We start from the raw sequence: 26,569 nt of genomic DNA, 5'->3' as shown, positions 1-26,569 counted from the left end.
CCTAGAAGATTTTATATAAAATATTTATTGATATTGATTAGAGTTTGATTTACCAATTAATTGTTTTAAGCGATCTGCATGCTGGCGTTTATTTTGCGAAATAGCAAAAAACAGGTCTTTGAGTTCATGATCCTGGCATTCATCTGCATAAACATTATATTTCGTAATCGCTAAATTTTCCAATTGCAAAGCATCTTCTAAATAATTCTTTTCTTTTTGAGTTAGTTTTTGGAAATAATCACTGCCATAATAAGCCAATATATTCACCTCCATATAATATAAGCAACATTAACCTTGCCTGATAGATTTATTCTGCCTTAGCATGATTTTGCTGCAATGTAGTGACACAAATATAGTATCTTAGATATAGAAGCCTGTTATTCAGGATAAAAATTACATTTGTTTTGGTAATATATTCCTTATTGATAGTATAGATGTTTAAATTAGTTGCGATTCATACCGCAACTAAATCGCAATAACCGCGATTAAACTCACGTATATATTGTGATTATGTTGGTTTAGTAGTATAATATAATCACAATATCATTGTGGGTTTACCGGTTTTACTGTATTCTTCTGAGTTACACTTTTTTTTAGGGGTGCAGATATGTATATTGAAAAACGCAAGAATGGAACTTTTTATTTAAAAGAAAGTATATATAATCCGGAAACAAAGCTTCCAAAAAACACATCGATTTACCTTGGCTCAAATCCCATACAAGCTAAAGAAAAGTTAAAACAATATACTGACGATTTAGTAATTTTAAATCAGATACCTGATATGCAACTATATGAGATCGAACTTAATAAAATAATCAAAGAACTGCAGAAGGTAAACCAAATCCAATCAGAAGGTGTAAATAGAATCTTCGAAGACTACTTAACTGTTCTTATAAACGCACGGCAATTTATACTTACAGCAAAGGGGGGAATAGTTGTTCGTACCGCTGATTGCCCTAATTGCCGGTTTAATAAACCAACCTACTGTGAACATTTTAAACAAAACTTTGTAAGCTCTCAAGGTAAATATAGAGACGGAAAGCTTCCTCGTTGCATTGCAAGTGAACTTGGAAGAAGTGAACCTATTGGTAGGGGGATGATTAAGTTTCCTCGTGATTTTCGTGGGTAGAAGGGTAGGGGACCCCAATAGCAACCACTATCTTATTTACATAGAACCTTTACCGAATTTTTTCATATTATGTATTATAAGATAGAAGATATCTAAGGAGTCATATAGTATGAGTTGCTATGAGCATTACCCTAATTATGGACACCTTTTTCCGGTAAATACTAAACTAGTAATATTAACAACAGAAGATTACAAATTTACAGGAACCTTAGATGCCGTTATATGTTTTAGTTGTGATAGCACCAATAATTATTGCTACAATACATCTGCTTTTTGTAATCAAACTTATCAAGAAAAAGAAAAGGATACTCTTATAAAATTAACTGTTCAAGAATTACAACATAATGGTACTGTCATTACTGCTACATTCCCAACTGAGGCTTATATTAATGTAGAACAGATTATTGCGATTGGGCGAGCATAGATAATTGTTAGTTTTAGCCTTGGCATCTTTTTACATGATTAACATTTAACTATAATCGAAAACCCGACAAAGTTTCTTAGTAATCAACGTCCTTTTGATAGAAACTTGTAAAGAGCAAGAGATGGATGAAAAGAAGCTTCCGGTACATTGCTGTTAGCATTAGCAATTTCTTCTCTTTTTCTATTTGTAGGATTTATATGTTTAATCCTATGGATTTCAAGAGGGATAGCCATACACTTTAATTTTTATAGGGACACCAGTATCAATTAATGCTAAGTAGTAATGCTAGTAGTATCGTGATTTACATAATGTTATTTCACATATAAATAATAACTAGACCAGCCATTGAATTTGCTTATTATAAAATAAATTATATTCAGTATCGCGATTAATTAATTGCAAACTGATGTTCGTAACACTAAATTTGACTCAATAACTGTTAAACTATTTGTCCGAGGTCTACAGCGGGACTCGATACTATAATATAATTAGTGCTAAAGAACTGAGATGATAATGCACTTTATTTATTTTGCAATATTGTCTCAGCTTTTTATTATTTTGAGTCCTTCAGAAACGTACCATTTTTGCCTCCCTCAGGCTCTTGTTAACATAATAGATATTATCGGACATAAAATTATCGTGAAAAATATAGGCGCCTACATATATAGTAAATTTAAACATACTACATACGCTCATCCTATTGGTGCGTACCTTCAGGTCAACGCTCGTAACCCATGTAGCTAAGATGTCTCATAATTTACAACACAAAAATACCTAGTATGTTATAGACTGGTCTATAATTACTAGGTATTTCTATTGGTATTATTAAGGCACCGGCCAGAAACCTTTTTTTAAGAGCAATATATCTAAATTATTTAAATTTGACTTTTTACAGGTATTTTTAATTCTTGTCCTGGAGTAATCTGCACGTTCTTGTTAAGTCCATTGATTTTTATGATAGCACTAACCACATCCCGAATATCATCTTTTGGCGTAGAATAAGCTGCCGCAATGCTCCATACAGAATCGCCTGACTTAACGTAAATACTAGTATAATTAATCGGTTTTGAATAAACATCACCGTTAGCTGAAACAAAAGAAAAGCTATTCCAGATAAAAAGTACAAAAATAACGCTTACTGCAACTAGTATAAATTGAGATTTTTTCATAAAAATCGCCCCTTAGAACATATGTTTGGTGTTATTATATCACGCACATATGTTCGGGTCAATAGAAATTCACCATTTTTTCGAACGAATGTTTGCATTTTACTGTTATGATGTTATAATAAATAATAGTATAATTTACTATTTGGTTGGTGATCTTTTTGAGTATTAATAAAGAAACGTTGTTAAATACTAGGCAAAAACAAATACTACAATATATTAAGGAAACTCTCCGAAGTAAAGGTTATCCGCCTTCAGTACGTGAAATTGGTGAAGCTGTTGGATTAAGTTCGAGTTCAACAGTACATAGTTATTTATCTAAGCTTGAAAAATTAGGATTTATACGTAGAGATCCAACCAAACCACGTGCCATTGATCTTTTAGAGGAAGCTCCCTGGCGACAAAAAGAAATCACTCCTGTACCGTTAGTAGGAAAAGTTACGGCCGGTAAGCCTATTCTCGCAGTGGAAAACGTTGAGGAAACTTACCCACTACCAACCGAACTTATAGGTAATGACGATGTCTTTATGCTTACCGTGCAAGGCGACAGTATGATCGACGCTGGAATTCTAGATGGTGATTATATTCTAGTTCGCAGCCAAAATACTGCACGAAACGGCGATATTATAGTCGCCCTTGTTGATGAAGAAGAAGCAACAGTAAAACGCTTCTTTAAGGAAAAAGACTATATTCGTTTGCAGCCTGAAAACACTTCTATGGACCCTATTTTTTCTCGAAATGTCGCTATCTTAGGTAAAGTTATTGGTGTATTCCGCCGTCTTCACTAAGGCTCATACTTAGCATTTTTTCATACCTATTCTCCCCTCTACTGTGCTACTTCTCGCTGAACCACTTGCCGTCATCACAAAATAAATAAATACTTGTTTGCATCAATACAGAACAAACGTTCTGTATTGTAATGATGGGATAAATTGTTATAAGGCATCACTACTGTTAAGTGATGCCTTATAAGGTGGTTCTTATATCGCGTTGTGGTTTGGTCTTTAAATTAAAATTACTTAACAGGTTGGGCTGCACTCATCTTCAAAGCAACAGAAAAATAAAAGAATAATTATGATTATTATGATCCCACTAAAGCCGTTACGGCCACCACAGCCTCCAAATCCACCAAAACCCATAAACTAACCTCCTCATTGCATAGAAGTAAAGGATACACTATAATCTATGAAAAGCTGAGCAGTTTTGCGACAAATAAAAGCGTTCAATTTTACTATGTGTTTCCTGTATTTCGGCTTTCACTTTTACGTACATTCAAGCCATCCGTTTTTTCAAAAACGGATGGCTTAATTAATAGGTATGCTATTTCTCAATAAACCATTGTTTATCTATAGTCCTGAACAAACGTTCGATAGTGTAAAGCGGAGATAAATGGAATTTACTTGTATGAAAATGATTATTTGTTATAATAATAGTACAAGCATATACTAAAGGAGGGAAATGATATGAGGCCCGCTTTTCTAAATTCTATTGAAAAATCCCTCGATACCTTGCGATTTTTGTCCCGCGCCGCTCCAGTTATTCTAGGACTATGCTTTGCGGTAGCAGTGTTGGTTTGTTATATATTAATAATTTCTTACTAGGAAAATAAGTCTATGAATAACCTAACCTGCCTATTAGGCGGGTTTATTTTTATCCAAGTTGACAAAAAAATATTAAGTATAATCAAAAAATTTGCCCTATCTCAAAGGGTAGAGCGGAACTTATTGCTGTAGCATCTTTGCTGTCAACCATTTATAAAATATCTCTCCACACCTGCCACAAAAGCACTTATTCCATCCGATTGCTGCTACGCCCACAGTATAAGCATTGCCACCGCATTCATGTCTAAAAACCATAACGAACCTCCACTACATAGTAATACTACTAAAGTATATTCAACATTCTTTAAATTACCTCTATACAAATACAAAAAGTCGCCACCAACAAACCCGGTAGAGGGCTAAACCATTACTTACTAAATTCCGTTACCTCAAAGTTTTTGAATCTTGTCGGATGTGCAATATAATCCTTCCGCCTGTAAATGCCCCTAATTTTTAGATGCTCTTAGAAAAATAAAATCCCCGCAAATCCAGTATTTGCGGGGATTTTGTACTTTCAAAAATTAATTATTGGGGAACTGCTTTTTAGTTAGTAATTATATATAATTATTGCTATTTTTTAGGTTCTTGCGGCGGAGCTTTAGTTCCAATCCTCACGACTTTATCAATAGGTCTAAACTCGTCCGATGCTAAAAATTCCTGCTTAATTACTTTGCCTTCAACCTTTTTTATACGATACGTAGAAACAATAAAACCTTTTTGCCCTTCTACCTCCACAATCTCTTTGCCTATATCCAAACTAGGATCTTGCTTAATTAAAGTAGTTGGTTCTAATACTCTGCGATCTGCCGAAACAACATAAATCTCGGGAGGATCTTCCATACGTTTACCATAGATATTAACAACCAGCTGATTTCCAAAAACTTCGCTAATAATATAAATATTCTGTGCTAATGTGTTTTTAAACTTAAAATCCAGCAGATTATCAGCGACCGTAGCATCCTGTCCGATAGGCACATATCCGGGAGGGCGATAATGGGGCGTTCTTTCTTCAATACTTAGGTCGGCTAACAGTACTGCGTTATATAAAGTACTGCTTACTTGGCAAACGCCGCCTCCCCAATCTGGTACCAACATTCCATCAATATATGCAGGAGCTTCCTTATAACCAAATTTAGCTAACCTTAATCCTACAATATTATTAAAAGAAAAGACTTCACCGACCCTAACTAAAGCTCCATCAATACTTTTCGAAGCCAATAAGACATTTTGCGTACGATTATAATCCCAAGAATCAAACTGCGTGGTATAGGAAGCAATTAATCCATCTATATGCTCTAGATCGCGAGCTATAACTGGTGGCATTATTTCTTCTACTGCTATCAAAAAAGTAAAAGCAAGTTTGGTGTTAAGATTAGAAGTAACCTCCACTAGTGTTTGAGGTAAATCAACCTTACGACCTATTACCTCTGGAACAACTTCAATTTTAACGTGATTTATTGGTTTTAGTCTTGCATTCTTAGGCTCTTGGTTAATACTTTTAGCGATGGTAGCTAAAATACTCTGCAGTTTGTCCCTATTATATTGAACTGTTATTGGCAAACTATACCCCTGATGAATTGCTAAATAACGTTCCTGTAAGCGATTGATAATGTTACCAGTTCGCCCAACCTTAAAAGCGCATTCCGCTAAATCATCAGCTTGAATAACAAGGTCGATATCTTGGGCAGAAATAGTCCATTGCTGCTCTTTGTATTTTGCTATAATTACCGGACCCTTTTCTGTCCGTTCTTTAAAAACTGTATTAATTTTTTGCTGAGCCTGGTCAACTGATAGTCCGCCTACATGAATGTCCCCTACGCTAACACCTCGATATATTTCATTAGTTACCATAAAGGCAGTGTTAGCTGCTATCATGCTGACCGAACTAAACAGCATTATAATGATTAAAAAAAATAATATATTTGTGTTTTTAGATGTGACGGTCTGCACAGAGTACACTTGATCCTTTCATTACTTAAGTGTTGAAACAAACATTAATTAAGGTCAAGTAAGCCCCCGCTGCATTAGCGGGGACTATTAATGGGCTGATGTTTATTGAATATTCATTGATAACTCAACAAATTTACCGGCAAGTTTTGCTTTTTGTAAAACTTCTTCTGTAATTTCGCTGCCCTGCTCAACAATCAACATGCCATTGTCAGTTTCAATACGGCGTGCGGCTTTTTTGCCAAGTAAGAATTTACGATGCTTGTCATCAAATTTCTTGGCGGAATCATCTACAGGCTGCTCCTTTTCTTTGGTCTCAACAGCAACAGTCACTGCAGGTACTTCAATTTGTGGTGCAACTATCTCTTCATCCGGAACAATAGTTGGTTCAGGTTTTACTAAAACTTCTTCAGTGGTTTTAGGCTGAATAGTTACGGTTTCGTTACTGTCAGAAATAATTAATACTTCTTTACCAAAAGTAACAATAGATTCCGCTGGTAACTCAACTATCTCTCCATCAGCTTTTTCCATTTCGCACACACTTATTTTACCAGTATTATCAATTATAAGCTCATTAATTTTACCTTGAATTCGTCCACCTTTAGTAAGAACTTTGTTTCCAATGATTTTTACTCCTGCGGCAAATAGTTTTTCAAATTCAGGATGATCGGCAATAGTTAAAATGTCTCCACTGTTATTAACAGTAACCGCATACTCCCCTATCCCAGCAATAGACGCAAAGGGTAAAAGCTTAGCTCCTAAATACCATTTACCATCATCAATAACCAAAGCAGCAACTGTACCATTTGTGTGGTTAATAAGCAACTCTTTGACATTACCAAATTCTATACCCTCGGTAATGCTAACAATGGGTTGTCCAACAATTTCTACACTTTTTTTCATTTTGTAACCTCCATCTATTCTATAAATCGGTTTAGATATTACCTACACTACGCCATTCCTTAAACTCTTCGTCTATTTGGGCTATTACTTGTGAGGGTATTTCCAAAAACGGGATACAGCCTGAGCGATTTTGTAACAATACATTCTTGATAATACGCAAGTATGCAATAGTACTAATAAACTCTTGCTCCATCATCTCATCCTGTTTGGATTGAGAAAGAGCACGCCCATCGGAAAACACTTTAATAGCGTCATCATAGGCCCCTCTATTCTTTAAAATATTCCCAATTTCTACAATCAAGAAAGGAGCAGCGTCAGAATCAGGATATAAGGTTAATGCCCGATTAAAAGCGTTAAACGCAGCACTAAAGTTTAGCTTTTCTTTATTAATAAAAGCAAATTCAAGTAAATCATCTAGCTCTTCGGTCTCAAATGATGCAACCCCGGCCATTTGTTCGCTATTAACCATTATTGAATTATCCGCCTCCTGAACAAATGGCTGTTCTGGCATCGACATTATACCTTCTTGGTTTTCTCCTTTATCCACTACCGCATCAGACATTTGTTCTAATTCTTTAACTACTTCTGTAGATTCTTCCGACTTTTCGGGTTCATCTGGCATTTCATTTGATACATTTCGTTCATTATGTAAGACTTCTTCTTCATCAATTAACGAAACTAGTTCGTCAGTCAATTCAGTAGAAGTTGCAGTCACCATTTCACATTCAGGTAATACCGAAGTATCAATTGCGTGTTTACTCTGTATTTCTACTTCAGCTAAATCACTAGATAACTCTTGAGGCGTCGGTAAGTCTCTATAATTTGTCTCCGATATACCTGTCTGCATATTTGATAAAAGCGCCGAATCATTACTTAGAGTAATTTCATTCACAAGAGCCGGATATTCTTCTTCAGACATTTCAGCAGCGAAATTTGTATTTACCTGACTATCACTTATACCTTCCACTATAAATTCTTCAACTACTTCTTCAATCAGTTTTTCTGCCTTTTCGGCTTCGACTGCTTTTTCATCTGAGGTACCTGGATGTTGTTCCTGTACCAAGTCAATAACAAGATCAGTATCTTCTTGACTATTGTCAGTATCACTAACGTCTGAATCCGCTACTATCAATCCTTCAACGACTTCACCAATCAGTTCCTTTGACTCTTCAGTGGGCTTTACACTTTGTACAACGTATTCATCAATGCTGCCTTCTTCTTGTTCAATAAATGGTTCTGAAACAAGCCCGGCTGCTATTTCATCAGAATTCTCTATTGACACTTCACTGTCTTCCGGTAAAGCCGGAGAATTATTAGTTGAGGTTTTTTCGGCCGGGCTAGCTGCTTCAATAGAAGCTAGGATAGACTCTATAAGCTGATTGTTATGTTCATCCATTATCTCAGTATCGCTAAGCTCACCTGAGAACATTTCAGTTTGAGCATTTTGATCCGTTTTATCAGCAGATACACCGGGTGAATTCTCGTCCACAGCAAGACAACTTGCTACATCACTATCAACGGCAGTGTCTTGTACTGAAGGTTCACCTTCATACCTGGCAAAAAAAGAAAAAATAGGAAAAAAGTGTTTTTTTTCAAAAAAACTTAAAAAAAATGCCATTATATACCACAAGGGCGCTTGTGCAGGTGAGATAGATGTAAATGTAATATCTACTGTTAAATCCGACTGGCATTCCTGCAGTTTGGTTTTTATTTCAGGTAATACTGATAACGATGTTTTCAAGGCTACTAAATCCCGGGCATTAGCAGTACCGACTTCAATTCTCGTTAAAATACGTTCAAAATCGTATATTTCATTCAAAAGCTCCTGTAACGCTTCGCGGGCTCCCGCTTTGTTAATAAATTCAGTAATTGTCTCCTGCCGTTTTTGAATACTTACAGGACTTAGAAGGGGGAACTCAAGCCATTTTTTAAGAAGCCGTCCACCCATGGCCGTTTTAGTAAAATCCAATACCGATAATAACGTATCTTTGCGACCACCATCCCGCATGTTGCGGGTAATCTCAAGATTGCGTAAGGTCGAAGCATCAAGAGTCAGATGGTCCTGGGTATTGACTCGAATCAGCTTATTGACATGAGATAGGTCACTTTTAAGCGTGTAATGCAAATAATATAGGAGATAACCTACGGCTGCTGTCGCGATGGGAAATTCCGGTAGTTCCTCGCTGGAAAAATGTTTTTGCGGCAACTCCGAAGCTAACGCCATATCCGGTACTGTCAGTGGCGTGATTGCGCAGGCAGATACCCTTTGCGATAAAAAGGTATTTATTAGTGAAAATCCCTCAATTTTATTCGCCATTACCAATTCTGCCGGCAATAAGCGGTACAACTGATCACAAACAGCACTCGTACGGGAACTGCCGGAAAATATCGCCCACAGGCACTCTCCAGTAGAAATATCTGTAGCCGCTAAACACAGTTCATCTGCTTCTTCGTACAGCAAAGCCAAATAGTTATTTGCCTTATCCGGCAAGGATGCCTCTGCCAGAATAGTACCTGGCGTAATAATCTTGACAACTTCTCTGCGAACAATTCCTTTCGCTTGTTTTGGATCTTCTACTTGTTCACAAATAGCTACCTTAAATCCTTTAGTAATTAATTTCGCAATATAATTATCAGCTGCATGGTAAGGAATACCACACATGGGAACCCGGTTATTGTGACCGCCTTCACGCGAAGTTAAAGTTATTTCCAGTTCCCGAGACGCTACTTCTGCATCTTCAAAGAACATTTCGTAAAAGTCGCCTAACCGAAAAAATAATATTTCGCTGGTATGTTTACTCTTTACCTCTCGGTATTGTTCCAGCATTGGAGTATAGCTTACTGACATGTAAATTCTCCTCTATCAACCACAATTAGATCAACTGGCCTTTTAAGACCCACGTCTGAGCTGTGTCAATTTGAATATTTACCAAATCGCCAGCTTGTTCTTGTCCGGTTTTCTGCCATAATACAATTTTATTTGTACGTGTACGTCCCATAAATTTGGTTTCATCGTTTTTGCTGGGTCCTTCAACTAAAACCTCTACTACCGAACCTTCTAGCTGCTTATTTATTTCCAGACTGATTTCATTTTGTACCGCCATTAATTGCTGTAGGCGCGCCTTCTTGGTTGGCAGCGGTATTTGATCAGGATATTTCGCAGCCGGAGTGCCAGACCGCTGAGAATACAAAAATGTATAAGCTGCGTCATATCTAATATCTTTAAGAAACTGAAGTGTTTCCAGAAATTGCTCCTCAGTCTCCCCGGGAAATCCAACAATTAAATCTGTGGTAACACTAGCATTAGGGAAATCACGACGAATTTTAGTGATAAGTTCCCGATAATAACTAGTAGTATAACCTCTATTCATGCGTTCAAGAATCGTATCGCTTCCGGCTTGAATCGGCAGATGAAAATGTTCGCATATCTTCTTACTTTTTCTGATAGTATCAATTACTTTATCATTCATATCCCGCGGATGTGAAGTCATATAACGAATGCGGGCAATAGATTCAACTTGGTCAGCGGCATGTAGTAAATCTGCAAAATCGATGGATTCTTCACTATCCTTGCCATAAGAATTGACATTCTGTCCAAGCAGTGTCACTTCCTTAAAACCTTCACTGCCCAATTGCCGCATCTCAGTTAAGATGCTATCAAGCGAACGACTTCTTTCCCGTCCTCTAACATAGGGAACAATACAATATGTACAAAAATTATTACAGCCATACATAATGGGCACCCAAGCAGAAATTTGCCCTTTTCTCACAGTCGGCACATCAGGTGCCAACCGTTTCGCTTGATCCCATACGGCTAATACAGGTTCTCTGCTTTGTTCTACTTTATTAATAAGTTCAACAAGCTGATGTGTATTATGGGTTCCCATTACTAGATTAACGTGAGGATATTTTTTTAGAATTTTATCCTTGTCCTTCTGAGCCATACACCCGACAACCCCAATTATGAGATTAGGGTTAACAAGTTTTAGTCTCTTAAGCTCACCAATTTTTCCATAAATTTTTTTCTCGGCACTTTCTCTAACACAACACGTATTTATTAATATTAGATTGGCCTGTTCGATATCATCTGTAGCCTCATAACCAATCGTCCTCAACTGTCCTGCTAAACGTTCTGAATCGTTAAGGTTCATCTGACAGCCAAAGGTAATGGTATGAAAAAGCTTGGTGGTTTTTTGGTCTAACTCCATCTATATATCAGCTCCGATTGCAAAAAGTATATGTTGATTATTATAGCTTAATTATAGCTTAAATTTAAGGCTTACACAAATTGAAGCCAAAACAAAATCCCCGGCCCACTCCAGCCAGGGATTTATTTATTGCTTTTTCCAAGTTGCCTTAATCATCTTAAAACCGGTATAAATAACAAAGATACCAAAAATGCGTTTAAGTTCAGCAGCGGGAATATACTGAACCAGATTAGCACTGATTAAAGCGCCGATAACTGCTCCTCCGGCCATGTAAAAAGCGGCTTGATAATTAATTAATCCGTCTTTATAAAAATGCCAGAGACTAACAATAGCTGTCGGGATTATAACAAGCATTGAGATTCCTTGCGCAGTATGCTGTGCTATACCTAATATAAAAACCATCATAGGCACCAGTACTACGCCGCCGCCAATTCCCAGCAAACCGCTCAAAACGCCGGTACAGAGCCCCATTAAAATAACAATAAGCACACTATTCATGCCACCGCCATCCTCAAACCAATAACCATAAGTAAAATTCCGAACAACTGTTTTAATCGATCAGCAGGTACTTTTTTCATCATCCTAGCTCCAAAAGACGCCCCAAAAACACTGCCAATTACTAGGTTTAAGGCCAAGCTTATGTCAATATTCCCATGGAAACCGTAGATTGCACTGCTAACTAATGCCGTTGGAATAACGATTGCCATTGAAGTAGCTTGAGCAATATGCTGAGTAATAGAAAAATATATTACCATAATTGGTACAAGAAAAATACCTCCACCAACTCCCAGCAAACCGCTAAGAATACCTACTAAAAATCCAGCACCCGAAAACTTAAGCCGCTCAGACATCCTTAAGACTCCTTATCAATCAATCGCACTAGGCGCTAACCCTTCCTGGTAGCTTCTGTATTTATCATAGATAATACGAATGGCTGTAATAATCGCCTTCTTAGCGCTTCCTTGATATGTTTTATCAACTATTCTGACTAAATTATCTGGATTGGTAATTGATTTACCAACCAGAATTGAAGAAACATGATTACGAGCTACCGCCGTTGCCAGAGTGCAGTCCGCTTCCATAATTGTTCCAGTATCTTCATCAATACTCAGTATAACGCCAATAACCTTGTAAATCTCACTGGCTGTAATCCCGGTAGGTAACTTAGCATAACCCGAAAATAAAATACGTTTACCTTGATTGTTTTCCACTATATTACCATCCTTATATAATAATTAATCTATACTTAAACGCTTTACCGCTATATTCACTTCACTGACTATCATGCCTGTCATATATTCAACAACCTGCTTAACCCGTATTTGTGCATCACGGACAACATTCCAAATGGATGATTGTCCATACCTAACAGTAACATCTAGGGAAATTGATATTCCTTTTTCTCTATCATGGAAATTTTTAATGGCAATCTGACTAGTTTTTGTAATAGTATCATCACTTGTCGCTACATGCTCGACAATGGATGCTATTGCAGCATCAGAAATAAGTAATTTACCGTAGTAACTGAATGTTGGCCGAACAATAGATTTTTCGCCTAACTTACGCCGTTGTTTTGAGCGGGGCTTTTTAAAGAAAATGTCCAGTGGATCAATGAGGTAACCTGAGAAATGCGGCTTAAGTTCAATAGTCGGTACCGGTATAATATGCTTTCCTTCTTTTAATCTACTTTCCCGAGCCTTGGCAATTTCAGCTTTGGTTGCAATATCTTCTATACGAATTATATTACTTATGGGTGGTAAATTGAGCACGTCAACTATTTTTTCCACCATGTTTTTTGATGTACCTAACACTAAAATACGTTTAGGCATAACTCTGGTAATTGCATCTTTAACTTCAGCAGCATGATCGGGTTCCATAAATATGGCACGTTTAACAGCTTGAATTTTGCTAGGCTCTTTTTTAGCAGAATGCCCCGCAATAATTTTGCTATCTTTTATTAACAGCCCATCGTCAATAATAGTATCAACGTCATGTTCGTGTGCTACAATCAACGCCCGATGGCTTTTGCCTGTTCCACTTGGACCTACCAACGCAATGGTGTCCATAGGCTAGCCTCCTGATTTAGAATGTAATGTTAACATAAAGAAACGGCTTACGCCGATAAAGTAGACTTAGCTTCAGGTGGGGTTTTAACCCCATCTGAAGGTTAGTCGCCCTTATCCCAGGACTTAGTTGCTCTTAACTCCCGCTTATAGAAGCGGGAGTCTTAGAGCAACTTGGTCACAGGATAAAAAAAATAGTTCCTAATAATATAAAAATAAACACCTTTCTAGGTGTTGTCAAGTAAAAGTATGTTACCTTGACAAAGTTTCAACCATATCGGCAGAAATAGCAAATATTCCAAGTTTCTCCGGAAACCGGCCAGGAATAGCGTGAAAGTCTGATCCGCCTGTGATTTTTAAGTTATGTTCAACAGCCATATTCAAATACTTGTCAGTCATCTCCTGGTTATGTTCAGGGTGGTAAACTTCTAAGCCTTGAATGCCTGATTGAATTAGATCACTAACTATATTATCATCTCCTACTAACCCCGGATGGGCCAATACCGCAATTCCTCCTGCCTGTTTTATCAGCTTAATTACCTGTTCTGGAGCTAGTTTATAGTGAGGAACATAGGCTGGTCCATTCTTGGCTAATACTTGATCAAAGGCTTCTGATACAGTTGAAAAATACCCTCTTTCTACAAGCGCTTTAGCTACATGCGGACGTCCAACTGATTTTGACCCGCTGGTTATTTCCAATACTCTGTTGTAGTCAATTGCATAACCTAATTTATTAAGTTTTTCGACCATCTTCTTTGAACGTAGTATCCTATCATTACGAATTACTTCCAACTGTTCTTTAAGAATGGTATTGTCTATATCAATAAAGTACCCCAAAATATGAACTTCGTTTCTTGGTAAATCGGTGCTAAATTCAATTCCGGAAATAATTGATAGTTTAGAAATGAAAGCTTTATCACCGCTTTCATTTCTAAGTTCAAAATGAGCATCAACTGTATCATGGTCAGTAATCGCAATAGAGCTTAAACCAACTTCCAAAGCATGCTGAACTACTTCCAGTGGTGACAAACGCCCGTCTGAAGCAGATGTATGGATGTGAAGATCCGCGATCATAACTGCCCCAAATTTACAGCTAATTGTATTAACGTCCGTACACCGACACCTGTTCCACCTTTTAGATTATAACCTTTATCTTTATCAACATCAGAGGTTCCCGCTATATCAATGTGTATCCAAGGTGTCTTATCTGCAAATTGACCTATAAACATACCAGCGGTAATAGTTCCGGCCGGCCTTCCGCCACTATTTTTCAAATCAGCAATGGAACTTTTAATTTGCTCTAAATACTCCTTGTCATTCGGTAATTCCCACATCTTTTCTCCGGCTTGCTGAGCCGCATTAAGCATTGTTTGGCACCATTCACGGTCATTCGTAAGAACGCCGGAGTAAACGTCACCAAGACCGACAACACATGCCCCGGTTAGTGTAGCTATATCAATAAGTTTTGTAGCCCCAAGTTTTTTGGCATAGGTAATAGCATCCGCTAAAATCAACCGTCCTTCGGCATCTGTGTTTAATACCTCAATAGTTTTACCACTCATTGAGGTAACAATATCTCCTGGTTTACAGGCTGTTCCTGATGGCATATTTTCGGTGCATGGCACAACAGCAATAACATTTACTTTTGGCTTTATTTGTGAGATAGCAAGCATTGCAGCTAAAACTGCACCGCCGCCAGCCATATCCCGTTTCATTTCATCCATACTTTGGCTAGGTTTGAGAGATATTCCGCCACTATCAAAAGTAATCCCTTTTCCGACGTACGCAATCATTTCTTGCTGTAACGGATCCCCTTGATATTTTAAGACAATTAGTTTCGGGGCTTCACTACTTCCTTGAGCAACTGCCAATAGTGCCCCCATTCCGTGTTTCAGCATGTCTTTTTTTTCAAGAACACTTAATTCTAGCCCGTATTTATTGGCAATATCGCCGGCATGCTCCGACATTTTTGTAGGAGTCATGTACATAGCCGGATGGTTGATCAAATCTCTGCCATAATTTACGCTTTCAGCGAATATTTTACCAAAGTAAAGTCCTTCTTTGATTGCAGCAAGTTTCGTTTTATCGTTTTCAACAATTATCAAGTTATCAATCTTGTTATTCTCTTCACGGGTTGTTTTGTAGTAGTCAAATTTATATAACCCCATAATTGCACCCTCAACAACTGCCTGCGCGGCTTGGCGACTTTCTAAATCACCGCTGCCTGCCCCGTGTACAATTGTTGCTACTGTTTTGGAACGCAACTTTCTTGCAGTTCGCATGGCAATAGCAGTCGATGCTCGTACTTTGTCCAGTGATAACTCACCTTTTTTACCTAGTCCGAGGATAATAATCCGTTTAGCACCTATCGCACCAAATGTATGTACTACTGTGGTTTCACCAAATTTGCCACATCCCGGATTATCCCGGATTATTTTTCTTATATGACAGTTTAAAGCTTTATCTACAGCTCCGGTTGCACCACCAGGGGCCGTTACATTTTTAAATAAATTAACAATAAGTGTATCACACAAAACATCGGTTACTGAACCATTTATAACTTCAATATTCATTTATTCACCCCTCAAAAATCTGTTATTCTGAATATATTATGCCATAAAACTACTTCTTAAAACAATAAAACCTGCTCACCACTGAACAGGTTTTAGGTATTATCTATTTAACGGGGTTCTACTATTAACTTGATAGCTGTTCTTTCTTCCCCATCAATAAGTATGTCTGTAAAGGCAGGGATGCAGATTAAATCAACTCCATGCGGTGCTACGAATCCCCTGGCAATTGCTACTGCTTTTACAGCTTGGTTAAGTGCTCCTGCACCGATTGCCTGAATCTCAGCACCACCACGTTCTCTCAATACTCCAGCTAAAGCTCCTGCTACAGAATTAGGATTAGATTTTGCTGATACTTTCAAGACGTCCATGTTTTTATGTGCCCTCCTTTGATTAAAAAAAACGTTATTAGTCCCTATGTATTAGATATATTCGGTGTACGGGAAAAAATTCCTTTTTTCATATCCAAAAAAATCTAATTATTACAACAAATTCATGTTTTTATCCAGGGACTACCCTTCAGAGGGGGCTAAACCCCACCTAAAGCTACGTCTACTTTATTTATTAAACACAAAAACACGTCCGTCCTCGCGAATACCGATCAGATTATGGCGTTCATTATATTGTTTACGCATGCTCTCTAACAAATCTTCAATTACCTCTTCCTGTAAAAGGAGATCTTCTTCCAAGATAGAGTCATTTTGATCTGCAGTCAACCGATCAGCAAAACGCTCACGAAGAAGCTTAACCGTCAGGCCTATCTCTCCTTGTGACATGGTGTGTACATCTCGCATGATTGTTAACATCGCAACCTGTTCATACTTACTTAATTCAACATCAATTTTGCTGTCGGTAATGCCTTGAAGTAAGTGGTAGGTTGCTATGCTATTAATAATCAACTGCTTGACACTCTCAAAATCGCCAGCAGTAGGAATACCAGAAATCATAAATGTAAATTTTAACGAATTTGTTTCTGGATTGAAATTAATGGTTCCAATCTCGGGGTAACGTACTAACATAGATATAAGAAGATTAGCTCCATCAGAAACTTGTTCATTGTTCTGGAAGAATTCGGGCATACACTTTCACCGTCCAAAAAAAATAAAATAAAATTGCTTTGCTATGTTTCTGATTAACTTATTCTCTAGAAGAGATTTAAATCCTGCTTTTAAATTGTTGGGAAAAAAGCTAAAAAACGGTTCTACCCAAAGGTAAAACCGTTTTAACTGACTTTATTTAAATTCTACTTGGCATAATCAACAGCGCGAGTTTCGCGAATAACTGTTACTTTAATTTGGCCTGGATATTCAAGTTCACTCTCGATTTTTTTGACAATATCCCTTACCAATCTAACTGCTGACAAATCATCAATCTTATCTGGCTTAACCATAATCCGAATTTCACGACCTGCCTGTATAGCAAATGACTTTTCTACGCCATCAAATGATTCAGCGATTTCTTCCAATCGTGTTAATCGCTTAAGATAGCTTTCCAAGGTCTCTCTGCGAGCTCCCGGCCGCGCAGCGGATACAGCATCAGCTGCCGCTACAAGTACAGCCTGGACAGTTTTGGGTTCTTCATCACCATGGTGAGCACCAATTGCATTAATGACTTCAGCAGCTTCACGATACTTTTTAGCTAAATCAGCACCAATTGTAACGTGAGGTCCTTCTACTTCATGGTCAACTGCTTTACCGATATCATGAAGCAAACCAGCACGTTTAGCTAACATTACATCTACACCGAGTTCGGTTGCCATAACTCCAGCTAAATGTGCAACTTCAATGGAATGCTTAAGTACATTTTGACCATAACTAGTGCGGAATTTTAATCTTCCGAGAAGTTTTATCAGTTCTGGATGCAGACCATGAACTCCAGTTTCAAAAGTAGCCTGTTCGCCTGCTTCCTTAATTTTCTGTTCAACTTCTTTTTGAGCCTTTTCAACCATTTCTTCAATGCGGGCTGGATGAATGCGACCATCAACAATAAGCTTTTCCAGTGCTATTCTAGCAACTTCCCGCCTCACAGGATCAAATCCCGATAAAATAACCGCCTCGGGCGTATCATCAATAATCAAATCAATACCAGTAAGCGTTTCAAGGGTTCGGATATTGCGACCTTCTCGGCCAATAATCCTGCCTTTCATTTCATCATTAGGCAAAGCCACTACAGATACAGTAGTTTCTGCAACATGGTCAGCAGCACAACGTTGAATTGCTAATGAAATAATTTCTTTGGCTTTTTTCTCCGCTTCTTCTTTAGCCTGTTGTTCGAGTTCCTTGATAAGCATAGCCGTTTCATGCTTAATCTCTTCTTCTACATTGGCAAGCAATAAGGTACGAGCATCATCTGAGGTCAACCCTGACAGTCTTTCAAGTTCAGTAAGCTGCTTGGCATAAAGCTCATTGATCTTTTCTTGGCTTTTATCCAAGTCAGATTCCTTGCGACTGAGTATCTCTTCTTTCTTTTCCAAAGAGTCGATTTTACGGTCAAGATTTTCTTCTTTTTGTACTAAACGCCGTTCCAGACGCTGAAGTTCTGTGCGACGTTCCTTTATCTCCCGCTCAAGTTCGCTTCTTAGCTTATGAATTTCTTCTTTAGCTTCAACCAAGGCTTCTTTTTTCTTGGATTCGCCGGCCTTATCTGCATCTTCCAATATTTTTCTGGCTGCAGTTTCAGCAGAAGCGATTTTGGCCTCGGCAATATTCTTTCGTACCCAATAGCCTGCGCCAGCACTCAACAGTCCGACTAAAATTGCGGTTAAAATAATTTCTACTATACGTTCCACCTCCTTTATTTACTGTATTAAGGGTAAAGCCAAGTTAAACTTGGCTTTTAAAAGCAGCTTTTTTGATGCTTAAAACAGCATATAAGCTCTCCTAAAAGTTTACCTAAGTAGATTTCAACTTAATTACACGATTGGATAATTTTATTGTAAATGTTTTTCAAATGTGTGTCAAGGAGACATGTCCCTAAGACGCTCTAAAACTTTGGTCACAGTGGTTGCCTTAAACCCTTTACCCGACAGGTGTCGTATTATTTTACGCATGTCACGACTGCTATCCCGAGCCAGCACTTTTGCTGCCAAATTCATAGCTGCCTGGTATTCTAACATTTCATCCCAATCAGCTAATTTTTCCCTAATTAACTCTGTAGATAATCCCCGACGTTTCAATCTTATGTAGACTTCTTTTAAGCTATACTTGTTTACTTCGGCATATTTAGTTAAAAGCATATCACAAAGCGCGGTATCATTTAGATAACCGCGCTCAATGGCATATTCAATGGCTTGATTTACTGCAGCTTGTTTATAGCCTTGATTTAACAGCTTTTGCTCAAGTTCACACTTGCTGTAAGGTCTGTACCTTAGCAGTTTAATAGCAGCTTCGGATATATTGGTATTCATTAGGCTTCAAAAACCTCATCATTATCTTCACCAAAAGCATCATCTTTACTTAAAGCATTATCCAGCTTAGCATCACCAGCAAGTAAAACATCACGGATCTTCTTATCAATTTCGTCGGCAAGGTTACGATTTTCTTTAAAGAATTCCTTAACATTCTCCCTACCTTGCCCTAAGCGCTGTCCATTATAAGAAAACCATGCCCCACTCTTATTAATAATATCAAGCTGAACCCCAATATCAACCAAGCTTCCCTCACGGGAAATACCTTCTCCATACATTATATCGAATTCGGCCTGTTTGAATGGAGGAGCTACTTTATTCTTAACAACCTTAACCTTTGTGCGGGTGCCGACAACATCGTTACCCTGTTTCAATGTTTCAGCCTTACGAACATCTAAACGCACTGACGAATAGAACTTCAAGGCACGTCCGCCGGTAGTTGTCTCGGGATTACCAAACATAACCCCGACTTTTTCACGAATTTGGTTAATAAAGATGGCGGTAGTACGTGATTTACTGATAATCCCTGTAAGCTTACGTAAAGCTTGGGACATAAGCCTAGCATGCAAACCAACATGGGAGTCTCCCATATCACCGTCAATTTCATTTTTGGGCACCAACGCAGCTACCGAGTCAATAACAATAACATCAATAGCAGCACTCCGCACCAATGCTTCGGCAATTTCAAGAGCTTGTTCACCGTTATCCGGCTGGGAAATTAAAAGATTGTCAATGTCAACACCAAGCTTTTTGGCATAAACCGGGTCAAGCGCATGTTCAGCGTCAATAAAAGCAGCAATTCCATCCATTTTTTGAGCCTGCGCGATAATATGTAAGGCTACTGTTGTCTTACCTGAAGACTCAGGTCCAAATATTTCAATGACCCGTCCCCGTGGTACTCCACCGACCCCGAGAGCAATATCTAGCGGTAAAGAACCGGTAGGAATAACCTCGATATTCATTTTGGCAGCGGCCTCACCAAGCTTCATAATGGCGCCTTTACCAAAATCTTTTTCTATTTGACGCATAGCCATTTCAAGCGCTTTAAATTTATCCATTTCACGATTTTTCTCAAAATCTTTTATCTTATCCATGCATAAACCTCCCCCGACAACTCTAATAACAGTATACAAACATTTGTTCGTTTTGTCAATAATATTGCGCAGTGAGGTAATATCTAAAAATTAATATTAGCGCCCCTTGGCCGGTTCAATATTAATACGATAGCCTTTTATTGTATTTTTGTTCATAACTGACAATACTCTTTCGGCCACCGTTTCAGGCACTTCAACAAAAGTAAACTTATCGTAAATATTTATTACTCCGATAATACTGCCTTCAATGTCAGCTTCTTCGGCTATTGTACGCACAATATCCTGCGGCTGAATTCTTTGTGCTCTTCCAGCATTAATAAATAAGCGCACCATCCCAGGTTCGGCGCCGGTATTACCAAACTGATTTTTTTCAATAACAGCTTGTTCTTTGTAACCTTCTTGAAATAATTTTAAAGCAGCTGCGGCAATATCAATAGGATCATAGTCGGCAGCTAAATCAGCTATGATATTGCTGTACGCATCAAAGCCACCTCTAATAATCGTCTGTGTAAGTTGATTTTTTATAACTTCGGTCTGACGTTCCAGAATATCGGCAGGTGAAGGTAATTGCCGCCTCAATATTCTTGTTTTGACTTCTTTTTCAATGATCTTAAGTTGTCTATATTCACGGGGCTGAATAAAAGTAACTGCAACCCCCTTTTTACCGGCACGACCCGTACGCCCGATACGGTGAACATAGGACTCAGGATCTTGAGGAATATCATAATTAATAACATGGGTAATCTGTTCGATATCCAGTCCGCGTGCAGCAACATCTGTAGCAATAAGTATATCCAGTTTGCCATCCCTGAATTTTTTCATAACTCTATCGCGCTGAGCTTGGCTAAGATCGCCGTGCAGCCCATCCGACATATAACCACGTGCTGACAGTGACGCAACTAGATCATCAACGCCCTTCTTAGTCCGGCAGAAAATAATAACCCGCCCAAAGGTTTCCGAATCGAGTACTCGGCAAAGACCGTCAAGTTTATCGCGGGTTTCATAGTATATCTGATCAATAAGCGGAACAGTGAGCTGTTCTTTACTGATAGTTACTGTTACCCTGTCCTTCATATACTTATTGGCCAAGGCCATAATTTCAGACGGCATGGTGGCTGAAAATAACAATGTTTGACGTTCAGAGGGAACGTGCTGCAGTATACTTTCCAAGTCGTCGACAAATCCCATATCCAGCATTTCATCAGCTTCATCGAGCACCAACATTTTTACATTATCTAATTTAATGGTATTGCGGCGAATATGATCAAGTAACCGGCCAGGGGTCCCTATTACAACTTGGACACCGGATTTAAGTGTTCTAATTTGTCTTTCTATCGCTTGTCCACCATAGATCGGCAATGTTTTAATCCGCTTGAATTTACCGATTTTAGCTAATTCTTCGGATACCTGAATAGCCAATTCCCGCGTAGGGGTTAATACAAGTGCTTGTATCTGTCTGGCTTCAGTAATTCTCTCCATAATGGGTATACCAAATGCAGCTGTCTTACCGGTACCAGTCTGTGCCTGTCCTAGAACGTCATTGCCAGCCAACACCAGTGGAATAGTCTGACTTTGAATAGGTGATGGCTCTTCAAAACCCATCTCCGTAATCGCAGCAGCAGTCTTTCTACTCAAAGATATATTTCCAAATAAGGTTACCGCGTCTTTCAAATATAACAACCTCCTATATACTAAGCAAATATTGTCTCAAATGATTTAGGGCCGCTAAAGCCGTCCGATGTTTTATATTCGTACGTGTTCCATTAAAATGGTGTTCAAAACACGTAAGGCCGGCAGGACCGTCAATAGCAATGTAAACAAGTCCAACAGGTTTATCGGCAGTCGCTCCACCCGGGCCGGCAATCCCCGTAACGGACAGGCCAATCCCTGTCTGGAATTTCTCCCTGATGCCTTGTGCCATAAATTCAGCGGTTTCGCGACTTACAGCTCCTTTTACGGCGATTATATTTTCTGGAACACCCACTTGTTCTATTTTGACAGAATTACTATAACACACGATTGAACCTGTCAAATAGCCTGAACTACCAGCAACATCGGTAATAAGGCTGGTAACGAGACCACTTGTACAAGATTCGGCCAACGCTATTGACAAACTTTTATTCAATAATAAATTGCCAACAACCATTTCTAAAGTCTCTTCATTTGTTCCAAAAATATATTCGTCAAGCTCGGGACGAATTTTATTTTCAAGAGCATCAATTAGTTTTAAAGCCTCCGCCTCATTCTCTGCTCTTGCAGTAATTCGCACGTGAATCTCACCATTTCTAGCTAATAAAGCTAGCGTAGGATTGGATTGGGCTAAAATATATTTTTTTATTCTTTCTTCTAATGATGATTCGCCGATCCCATATGTACGAAGAACTCTTGATACGATAGATCCCTGAATACCAAAACGTTCTATTAAATAAGGAACAATCGATATCTTAAACATAGCTGATAATTCGTGAGGTGGTCCGGGTAAATTTATAATTATTTTCCCTGTTGACTCTTCTTCAACTATAACGCCTGGTGCTGTACCGCAAGTATTGTCAACAATTTTCGCCCCTTCAGGCATCATCGCTTGCCGCAAATTATTATCCGGCATGCAAAGATGTCTTTCAGCAAAATACTTTTCTATCCTCTCTGCGCTTGCTTGATGCAAATACATTTTCCTCTCAAGCAATGAAGCGGTTACTTCTTTAGTAATATCGCCTTGGGTTGGCCCCAATCCCCCACTAGTTATAACAATATCAGCTCGTTCTAACGCTGCTGTTAGAACATTACGCATTCTTTCCCGGTTATCTCCGACAGTTGTCTGATATAATACGCTAAAACCAAGTTCATTTAAACGGGCAGCTAAAAAAGGCGCGTTAGTATTTACTATTTGGCCTAAAAGCAATTCAGTTCCGGTGCTTACTAATTCAACAATCATCTCATTCCCTCCTAACACTAATTGCATTCGCGTACAAATTGGCAATTCCTTTATGATTTAACAAAAAATAGCAGAGCTTGGCAGCCTCTACTATTTTAAGCTTGCATTATATTATTATGCAGCTAGTCTAGCTTCCTCTCCGCCAATAAATCATAAGTAAATCCTTGTACAATCTCTGCTCGAACCATATCTCCCGGAACTAGACCTGCTGCGTTTTCTACAAAAATGCGACCATCTACATCAGGAGCTTCGCGATAAGACCTGCCAAATGCTACTTCAGGCTGTTCCTTATTATGACCTTCAATTAGTATTGTTAGTACTTTCCCTTCCATAGCATGATTCAATTCTTCAGATATCCGGCACTGTAAAGCCATCAATTCATGATATCGCTCTTCTTTAATATCGTCAGGTATTTGCTGCTCAGATTTTCCCGCGGGAGTATCTTCTTCTTGCGAGTAGGTAAACACACCAACACGCTCAAATTTCTGTTCAATCATAAATTGTTTTAATGATTCAAAATGAGTATCTGTCTCACCTGGGAAGCCAACTATAAAGGAAGTACGAATAACTACCCCGGGGATGGAAGAGCGGATCTTGTTTAACAATTTTTCAATATCAGCGCGCGTATCACGGCGATTCATAGCCGACAATATCTCATCATCCGCATGCTGCAGTGGTAAATCAATATATTTGCAGATCCTAGGTTCCTTAGCAATGAGTTCGATCAGCTCATCACTAAAATACTTCGGATAACAATAGAGAAGGCGGATCCACGCAACTCCTTCAATTTTTACCAACTCTTTAAGTAATGTAGTTAGTTGCGGCTTTTCATTTTGGTCGCGCCCAAAACTAGTTGTATCTTGCGCAATAAGGTTTATTTCTTTTACACCCTTCTCGGTAAGTTGTTTTACCTCATTAACAATCGATTCAACTGTACGGCTCCGATACTTTCCGCGTACTAGGGGAATTACACAATAGGAACAACAATTGCTGCATCCTTCCGCTATTTTTACATAAGCACTATAGGAAGGAGTAGTAGTAATCCGGCTCATGTTCTCGTCATAAATAGTGTCTAGATCACCAATGAGTAAAACACGTTCACCAGCTAAAACTGCGTTAACGGCTTCCATAATCCTATGCCATGCACCGGTACCCACAATTGCCGATACTTCATGCAATTCATCTAACAGCTCCTGTTGGTAACGCTGACCAAGACATCCGGCAACAATAATACCACGACATTTGCCTTCCTGTTTAAACTCAGCCATCTGCATGATAGTTGATATAGATTCTTCTTTTGCCGAGTCGATAAAGCCACAGGTATTAACAATTAATATATCGGCATCTTGAGGGTTATCTGTAATTACAATATCATTATCGGCCAAAATTCCTAGCATTATTTCAGTATCTACCAGGTTTTTGGCGCATCCCAAACTAATAAATCCCGCTTTAAGCATTATTGTCCTCCTAGTTTATTCCCAGCCGGGCTTGAACCCATTTATCAAGTAATTTGCGTTGCTGTTCTATCGTATACATATCATGATGATCTAATAACTTTATATTTTTTGCGGAATTATCCAGATTTGTTCGTAGTTCCGGATTAGTCGGTAAAAAATAGAATTTGTGCTGAGCCATTATGGTCTGAGGTTCAGCCTGGGTAAGCCAATCTATAAAACGCTTGGCTTCAGTAGCATGAGCAGCTCCTCTAATTAGCCCCGTTCCTGTCAATAAATAAGCAGTGCCATCCTCAGGATATATAATTTTTACCGGAAAACCATCTTTTTCATAGCGCATAGTTTCGCTACGTACGGCAACAGCAATATCAACTTCTCCCATACTCGCCATCCGGGCTGGTGTCGCTAAAAATTTTGCATATTGAACAATATGAGGATGAATTTTTTTTAGAAAGTTTAAAGTCTGCTCTTCACCATTAGCAGCAACCAAAGTATATAAAAGATTTGCGGCAGCATCCGCTGCAATAAAATCAGTCATACCCAATCTCAAATTGGTATCCGCCGACAAGTCGGACCATTTTGCCGGTTTTTTAGTAACTGAATTAAAATAATCTTGATTTACCGCGAAAACTATAGGATCATACCAAATGCCTACCCAATAGCCGTCTGTATCCTGGAACTTGCTCGGTATTATGTCGGTATACTCTGATTGGTACGGTATCAATAGTGCACTATTTCGAGCTTGCTTCAGCATTCTACGATTAGTAAGAATAAGGTCTGCCTGAGGGCTGGCCGCCTCATCAATTAAGCGATTAAATAACTCCTTTTCGTTAAGAGGAGTAATATTCACCTTAACTTTAGCACTTTTCTCATATTCTTGCGCTAATACAGCTACTTCTTCAACTGGCAACGTTGTATAAACATTAATACTGGTTAGTGCATTTTTATTATCTTTGCCGGCATAACCTACTAAATAAGTAGTACCAGTAATTGTCAGGATAACCAAAAAAAACGATATCCAAAGTAATGGTAAATAACGTCTCATATTGCCTCCGCTTCCTAGTTCACTTAAATTGACAGATAAGGCAAACATATATACTATACCCTTTATTTATTCTTTATGCAAGCCTTAAATTCCTTTTACACATAATGCAGTTATTTAAAACCGATTCCGTCTGGCCTGAAAAGTAATTGATTTTAAAAAAGGTCGTTGTATGATAGAATTAAAATACTATGAAAGGAGTTGTTACCTTGCAAGATAAACTTTCTTTTTGGTCTTTTCTCCATCCGGATTTGACCTTACGATTACTGATTATCATTGGTTTTTTACTCTTAGTAGCAATTGGTTATGCGTTTGGCATTTACGATGGATTTATACATAATGACACAACTGCTACTTTCAACTCTTTGGCCGCTCTACTCTTGTACGCCATTCCCGCCTGGGGCTTACTGAAACTCAAGCGTTGGGCACGTTTATTTGAATTAGTCCTATCCATAATATTTGTAGTCATCGGATTTATAGTCATGTTTGGTTACAATATGACTATGGGTGTTATAACAGTTGTCCCGCATGGACTAATTGCAATATATCTTTTATCTGATGATTGCCGCCGCGCATTTGGCTTAATCGAGTAGGAGCTAAATAATTAATTTATTTAGCGACCTCTCACAC

Annotated in this window: 25 protein-coding genes; 4 read left to right on the top strand and 21 right to left on the bottom strand. The window is 38.4% G+C overall.

All coding sequences use genetic code 11. From position 1 onward, the window contains the following. Positions 1–24: 24 nt before the first annotated feature. Positions 25–258 carry a ferritin-like domain-containing protein gene (locus SRRS_RS12180; protein ID WP_371369150.1) on the bottom strand — a complete coding sequence of 78 codons (234 nt, stop codon included), beginning with the start codon at positions 256–258 and terminating at the stop codon, positions 25–27. A 349-nt stretch (positions 259–607) separates the two neighbouring features. Between SRRS_RS12180 and SRRS_RS12175 the strand changes: the two genes are divergently transcribed. Next, the gene (locus tag SRRS_RS12175) at positions 608–1,129 is read left to right on the top strand and encodes a hypothetical protein (protein WP_371369148.1); all 522 of its coding nucleotides are present in this window, start codon (positions 608–610) and stop codon (positions 1,127–1,129) included. A 109-nt stretch (positions 1,130–1,238) separates the two neighbouring features. Then, positions 1,239–1,553, top strand: a complete 315-nt coding sequence (locus SRRS_RS12170; protein ID WP_371369146.1) for a hypothetical protein — start codon at positions 1,239–1,241, stop codon at positions 1,551–1,553. 875 nt (positions 1,554–2,428) lie between these two features. Here SRRS_RS12170 and SRRS_RS12165 read toward each other — a convergent pair. After that, positions 2,429–2,722 carry a LysM peptidoglycan-binding domain-containing protein gene (locus SRRS_RS12165; RefSeq protein ID WP_371369144.1) on the bottom strand — a complete coding sequence of 98 codons (294 nt, stop codon included), beginning with the start codon at positions 2,720–2,722 and terminating at the stop codon, positions 2,429–2,431. Between the two features lie 164 nt (positions 2,723–2,886). Here SRRS_RS12165 and lexA point away from each other — a divergent pair, with 164 nt between their 5' ends. Next, the gene (lexA, locus tag SRRS_RS12160; RefSeq protein ID WP_371369812.1) at positions 2,887–3,507 is read left to right on the top strand and encodes a transcriptional repressor LexA; all 621 of its coding nucleotides are present in this window, start codon (positions 2,887–2,889) and stop codon (positions 3,505–3,507) included. A gap of 1,383 nt (positions 3,508–4,890) precedes the next feature. Here the strand turns inward: lexA and SRRS_RS12155 are convergent. The 19 genes from SRRS_RS12155 to SRRS_RS12065 form a co-directional block, all read right to left on the bottom strand. Then, the gene (locus SRRS_RS12155; RefSeq protein ID WP_371369142.1) at positions 4,891–6,270 is read right to left on the bottom strand and encodes a VanW family protein; all 1,380 of its coding nucleotides are present in this window, start codon (positions 6,268–6,270) and stop codon (positions 4,891–4,893) included. Between the two features lie 102 nt (positions 6,271–6,372). After that, positions 6,373–7,170, bottom strand: coding sequence for a PRC-barrel domain-containing protein (locus SRRS_RS12150; RefSeq protein WP_371369140.1), 798 nt, complete (start codon positions 7,168–7,170; stop codon positions 6,373–6,375). Between the two features lie 31 nt (positions 7,171–7,201). After that, positions 7,202–10,018: a hypothetical protein gene (locus SRRS_RS12145; RefSeq protein WP_371369139.1), complete on the bottom strand. Its 2,817-nt coding sequence runs from the start codon at positions 10,016–10,018 to the stop codon at positions 7,202–7,204. 25 nt (positions 10,019–10,043) lie between these two features. Then, positions 10,044–11,378 carry a tRNA (N6-isopentenyl adenosine(37)-C2)-methylthiotransferase MiaB gene (miaB, locus tag SRRS_RS12140; RefSeq protein WP_371369137.1) on the bottom strand — a complete coding sequence of 445 codons (1,335 nt, stop codon included), beginning with the start codon at positions 11,376–11,378 and terminating at the stop codon, positions 10,044–10,046. 126 nt (positions 11,379–11,504) lie between these two features. Beyond that, the gene (locus tag SRRS_RS12135) at positions 11,505–11,876 is read right to left on the bottom strand and encodes a sulfite exporter TauE/SafE family protein (protein ID WP_371369135.1); all 372 of its coding nucleotides are present in this window, start codon (positions 11,874–11,876) and stop codon (positions 11,505–11,507) included. Beyond that, positions 11,873–12,229 (bottom strand): sulfite exporter TauE/SafE family protein, encoded by a 357-nt coding sequence (locus tag SRRS_RS12130; protein ID WP_371369134.1) that lies wholly within the window; start codon positions 12,227–12,229, stop codon positions 11,873–11,875. Before SRRS_RS12130 ends, SRRS_RS12135 begins: the two co-directional genes overlap by 4 nt. Positions 12,230–12,244: 15 nt before the next feature. Next, on the bottom strand, positions 12,245–12,589 hold the full coding sequence (locus SRRS_RS12125; RefSeq protein ID WP_371369132.1) for a DUF3870 domain-containing protein: 345 nt from the start codon (positions 12,587–12,589) through the stop codon (positions 12,245–12,247). A gap of 24 nt (positions 12,590–12,613) precedes the next feature. Then, a complete protein-coding gene (locus SRRS_RS12120; protein WP_371369130.1) occupies positions 12,614–13,444 on the bottom strand; it encodes an Asp23/Gls24 family envelope stress response protein in 831 nt (276 codons plus the stop codon). A gap of 249 nt (positions 13,445–13,693) precedes the next feature. Then, positions 13,694–14,515: a PHP domain-containing protein gene (locus SRRS_RS12115; protein ID WP_371369128.1), complete on the bottom strand. Its 822-nt coding sequence runs from the start codon at positions 14,513–14,515 to the stop codon at positions 13,694–13,696. Next, positions 14,512–16,014 carry a leucyl aminopeptidase gene (locus SRRS_RS12110; RefSeq protein WP_371369127.1) on the bottom strand — a complete coding sequence of 501 codons (1,503 nt, stop codon included), beginning with the start codon at positions 16,012–16,014 and terminating at the stop codon, positions 14,512–14,514. The genes SRRS_RS12115 and SRRS_RS12110 overlap by 4 nt, the downstream gene beginning before the upstream one ends. Positions 16,015–16,121: 107 nt before the next feature. Beyond that, positions 16,122–16,382 carry a stage V sporulation protein S gene (locus SRRS_RS12105; RefSeq protein ID WP_075755210.1) on the bottom strand — a complete coding sequence of 87 codons (261 nt, stop codon included), beginning with the start codon at positions 16,380–16,382 and terminating at the stop codon, positions 16,122–16,124. A 186-nt stretch (positions 16,383–16,568) separates the two neighbouring features. After that, on the bottom strand, positions 16,569–17,090 hold the full coding sequence (locus SRRS_RS12100; RefSeq protein ID WP_371369125.1) for a hypothetical protein: 522 nt from the start codon (positions 17,088–17,090) through the stop codon (positions 16,569–16,571). Between the two features lie 164 nt (positions 17,091–17,254). After that, positions 17,255–18,799 carry a ribonuclease Y gene (gene rny / locus SRRS_RS12095; protein WP_371369123.1) on the bottom strand — a complete coding sequence of 515 codons (1,545 nt, stop codon included), beginning with the start codon at positions 18,797–18,799 and terminating at the stop codon, positions 17,255–17,257. Between the two features lie 168 nt (positions 18,800–18,967). Further along, complete coding sequence (locus SRRS_RS12090; protein ID WP_371369121.1) at positions 18,968–19,417, bottom strand: regulatory protein RecX; 450 nt, start codon at positions 19,415–19,417, stop codon at positions 18,968–18,970. Continuing rightward, entirely contained in the window at positions 19,417–20,475 is a 1,059-nt protein-coding gene (gene recA / locus SRRS_RS12085; protein ID WP_371369811.1) for a recombinase RecA, read from the bottom strand. Before recA ends, SRRS_RS12090 begins: the two co-directional genes overlap by 1 nt. 132 nt (positions 20,476–20,607) lie before the next feature. Next, positions 20,608–22,182, bottom strand: a complete 1,575-nt coding sequence (locus SRRS_RS12080) for a DEAD/DEAH box helicase (protein ID WP_371369120.1) — start codon at positions 22,180–22,182, stop codon at positions 20,608–20,610. Positions 22,183–22,195: 13 nt separating this feature from the next. After that, positions 22,196–23,443 (bottom strand): competence/damage-inducible protein A, encoded by a 1,248-nt coding sequence (locus SRRS_RS12075; RefSeq protein WP_371369118.1) that lies wholly within the window; start codon positions 23,441–23,443, stop codon positions 22,196–22,198. 122 nt (positions 23,444–23,565) lie between these two features. Beyond that, positions 23,566–24,900 (bottom strand): 30S ribosomal protein S12 methylthiotransferase RimO, encoded by a 1,335-nt coding sequence (gene rimO / locus SRRS_RS12070; protein ID WP_371369117.1) that lies wholly within the window; start codon positions 24,898–24,900, stop codon positions 23,566–23,568. Between the two features lie 10 nt (positions 24,901–24,910). Beyond that, positions 24,911–25,942, bottom strand: coding sequence for an ABC transporter substrate-binding protein (locus SRRS_RS12065; RefSeq protein ID WP_371369116.1), 1,032 nt, complete (start codon positions 25,940–25,942; stop codon positions 24,911–24,913). Positions 25,943–26,148: 206 nt separating this feature from the next. Here SRRS_RS12065 and SRRS_RS12060 point away from each other — a divergent pair, with 206 nt between their 5' ends. After that, complete coding sequence (locus SRRS_RS12060; RefSeq protein WP_371369114.1) at positions 26,149–26,532, top strand: hypothetical protein; 384 nt, start codon at positions 26,149–26,151, stop codon at positions 26,530–26,532. Positions 26,533–26,569: the final 37 nt, after the last annotated feature.

Origin of the sequence: Sporomusa rhizae (genome assembly GCF_041428845.1) — a bacterium.
Classification (GTDB): Bacteria; Bacillota; Negativicutes; order Sporomusales; family Sporomusaceae; genus Sporomusa; species Sporomusa rhizae.
This window is presented reverse-complemented; position numbering and strand designations above follow the sequence as displayed.

Coding starts and splice junctions, on each gene's coding strand:
- SRRS_RS12175 (WP_371369148.1), top strand. CDS start 608: ATGTATATTGAAAAACGCAAGAATGGAACTTTTTATTTAAAAGAAAGT.
- SRRS_RS12170 (WP_371369146.1), top strand. CDS start 1,239: ATGAGTTGCTATGAGCATTACCCTAATTATGGACACCTTTTTCCGGTA.
- SRRS_RS12165 (WP_371369144.1), bottom strand. CDS start 2,722: ATGAAAAAATCTCAATTTATACTAGTTGCAGTAAGCGTTATTTTTGTA.
- SRRS_RS12150 (WP_371369140.1), bottom strand. CDS start 7,170: ATGAAAAAAAGTGTAGAAATTGTTGGACAACCCATTGTTAGCATTACC.
- SRRS_RS12145 (WP_371369139.1), bottom strand. CDS start 10,018: ATGTCAGTAAGCTATACTCCAATGCTGGAACAATACCGAGAGGTAAAG.
- miaB (WP_371369137.1), bottom strand. CDS start 11,378: ATGGAGTTAGACCAAAAAACCACCAAGCTTTTTCATACCATTACCTTT.
- SRRS_RS12135 (WP_371369135.1), bottom strand. CDS start 11,876: ATGAATAGTGTGCTTATTGTTATTTTAATGGGGCTCTGTACCGGCGTT.
- SRRS_RS12130 (WP_371369134.1), bottom strand. CDS start 12,229: ATGTCTGAGCGGCTTAAGTTTTCGGGTGCTGGATTTTTAGTAGGTATT.
- SRRS_RS12120 (WP_371369130.1), bottom strand. CDS start 13,444: ATGGACACCATTGCGTTGGTAGGTCCAAGTGGAACAGGCAAAAGCCAT.
- SRRS_RS12115 (WP_371369128.1), bottom strand. CDS start 14,515: ATGATCGCGGATCTTCACATCCATACATCTGCTTCAGACGGGCGTTTG.
- SRRS_RS12110 (WP_371369127.1), bottom strand. CDS start 16,014: ATGAATATTGAAGTTATAAATGGTTCAGTAACCGATGTTTTGTGTGAT.
- SRRS_RS12105 (WP_075755210.1), bottom strand. CDS start 16,382: ATGGACGTCTTGAAAGTATCAGCAAAATCTAATCCTAATTCTGTAGCA.
- SRRS_RS12100 (WP_371369125.1), bottom strand. CDS start 17,090: ATGCCCGAATTCTTCCAGAACAATGAACAAGTTTCTGATGGAGCTAAT.
- SRRS_RS12090 (WP_371369121.1), bottom strand. CDS start 19,417: ATGAATACCAATATATCCGAAGCTGCTATTAAACTGCTAAGGTACAGA.
- recA (WP_371369811.1), bottom strand. CDS start 20,475: ATGGATAAATTTAAAGCGCTTGAAATGGCTATGCGTCAAATAGAAAAA.
- SRRS_RS12075 (WP_371369118.1), bottom strand. CDS start 23,443: ATGATTGTTGAATTAGTAAGCACCGGAACTGAATTGCTTTTAGGCCAA.
- rimO (WP_371369117.1), bottom strand. CDS start 24,900: ATGCTTAAAGCGGGATTTATTAGTTTGGGATGCGCCAAAAACCTGGTA.
- SRRS_RS12065 (WP_371369116.1), bottom strand. CDS start 25,942: ATGAGACGTTATTTACCATTACTTTGGATATCGTTTTTTTTGGTTATC.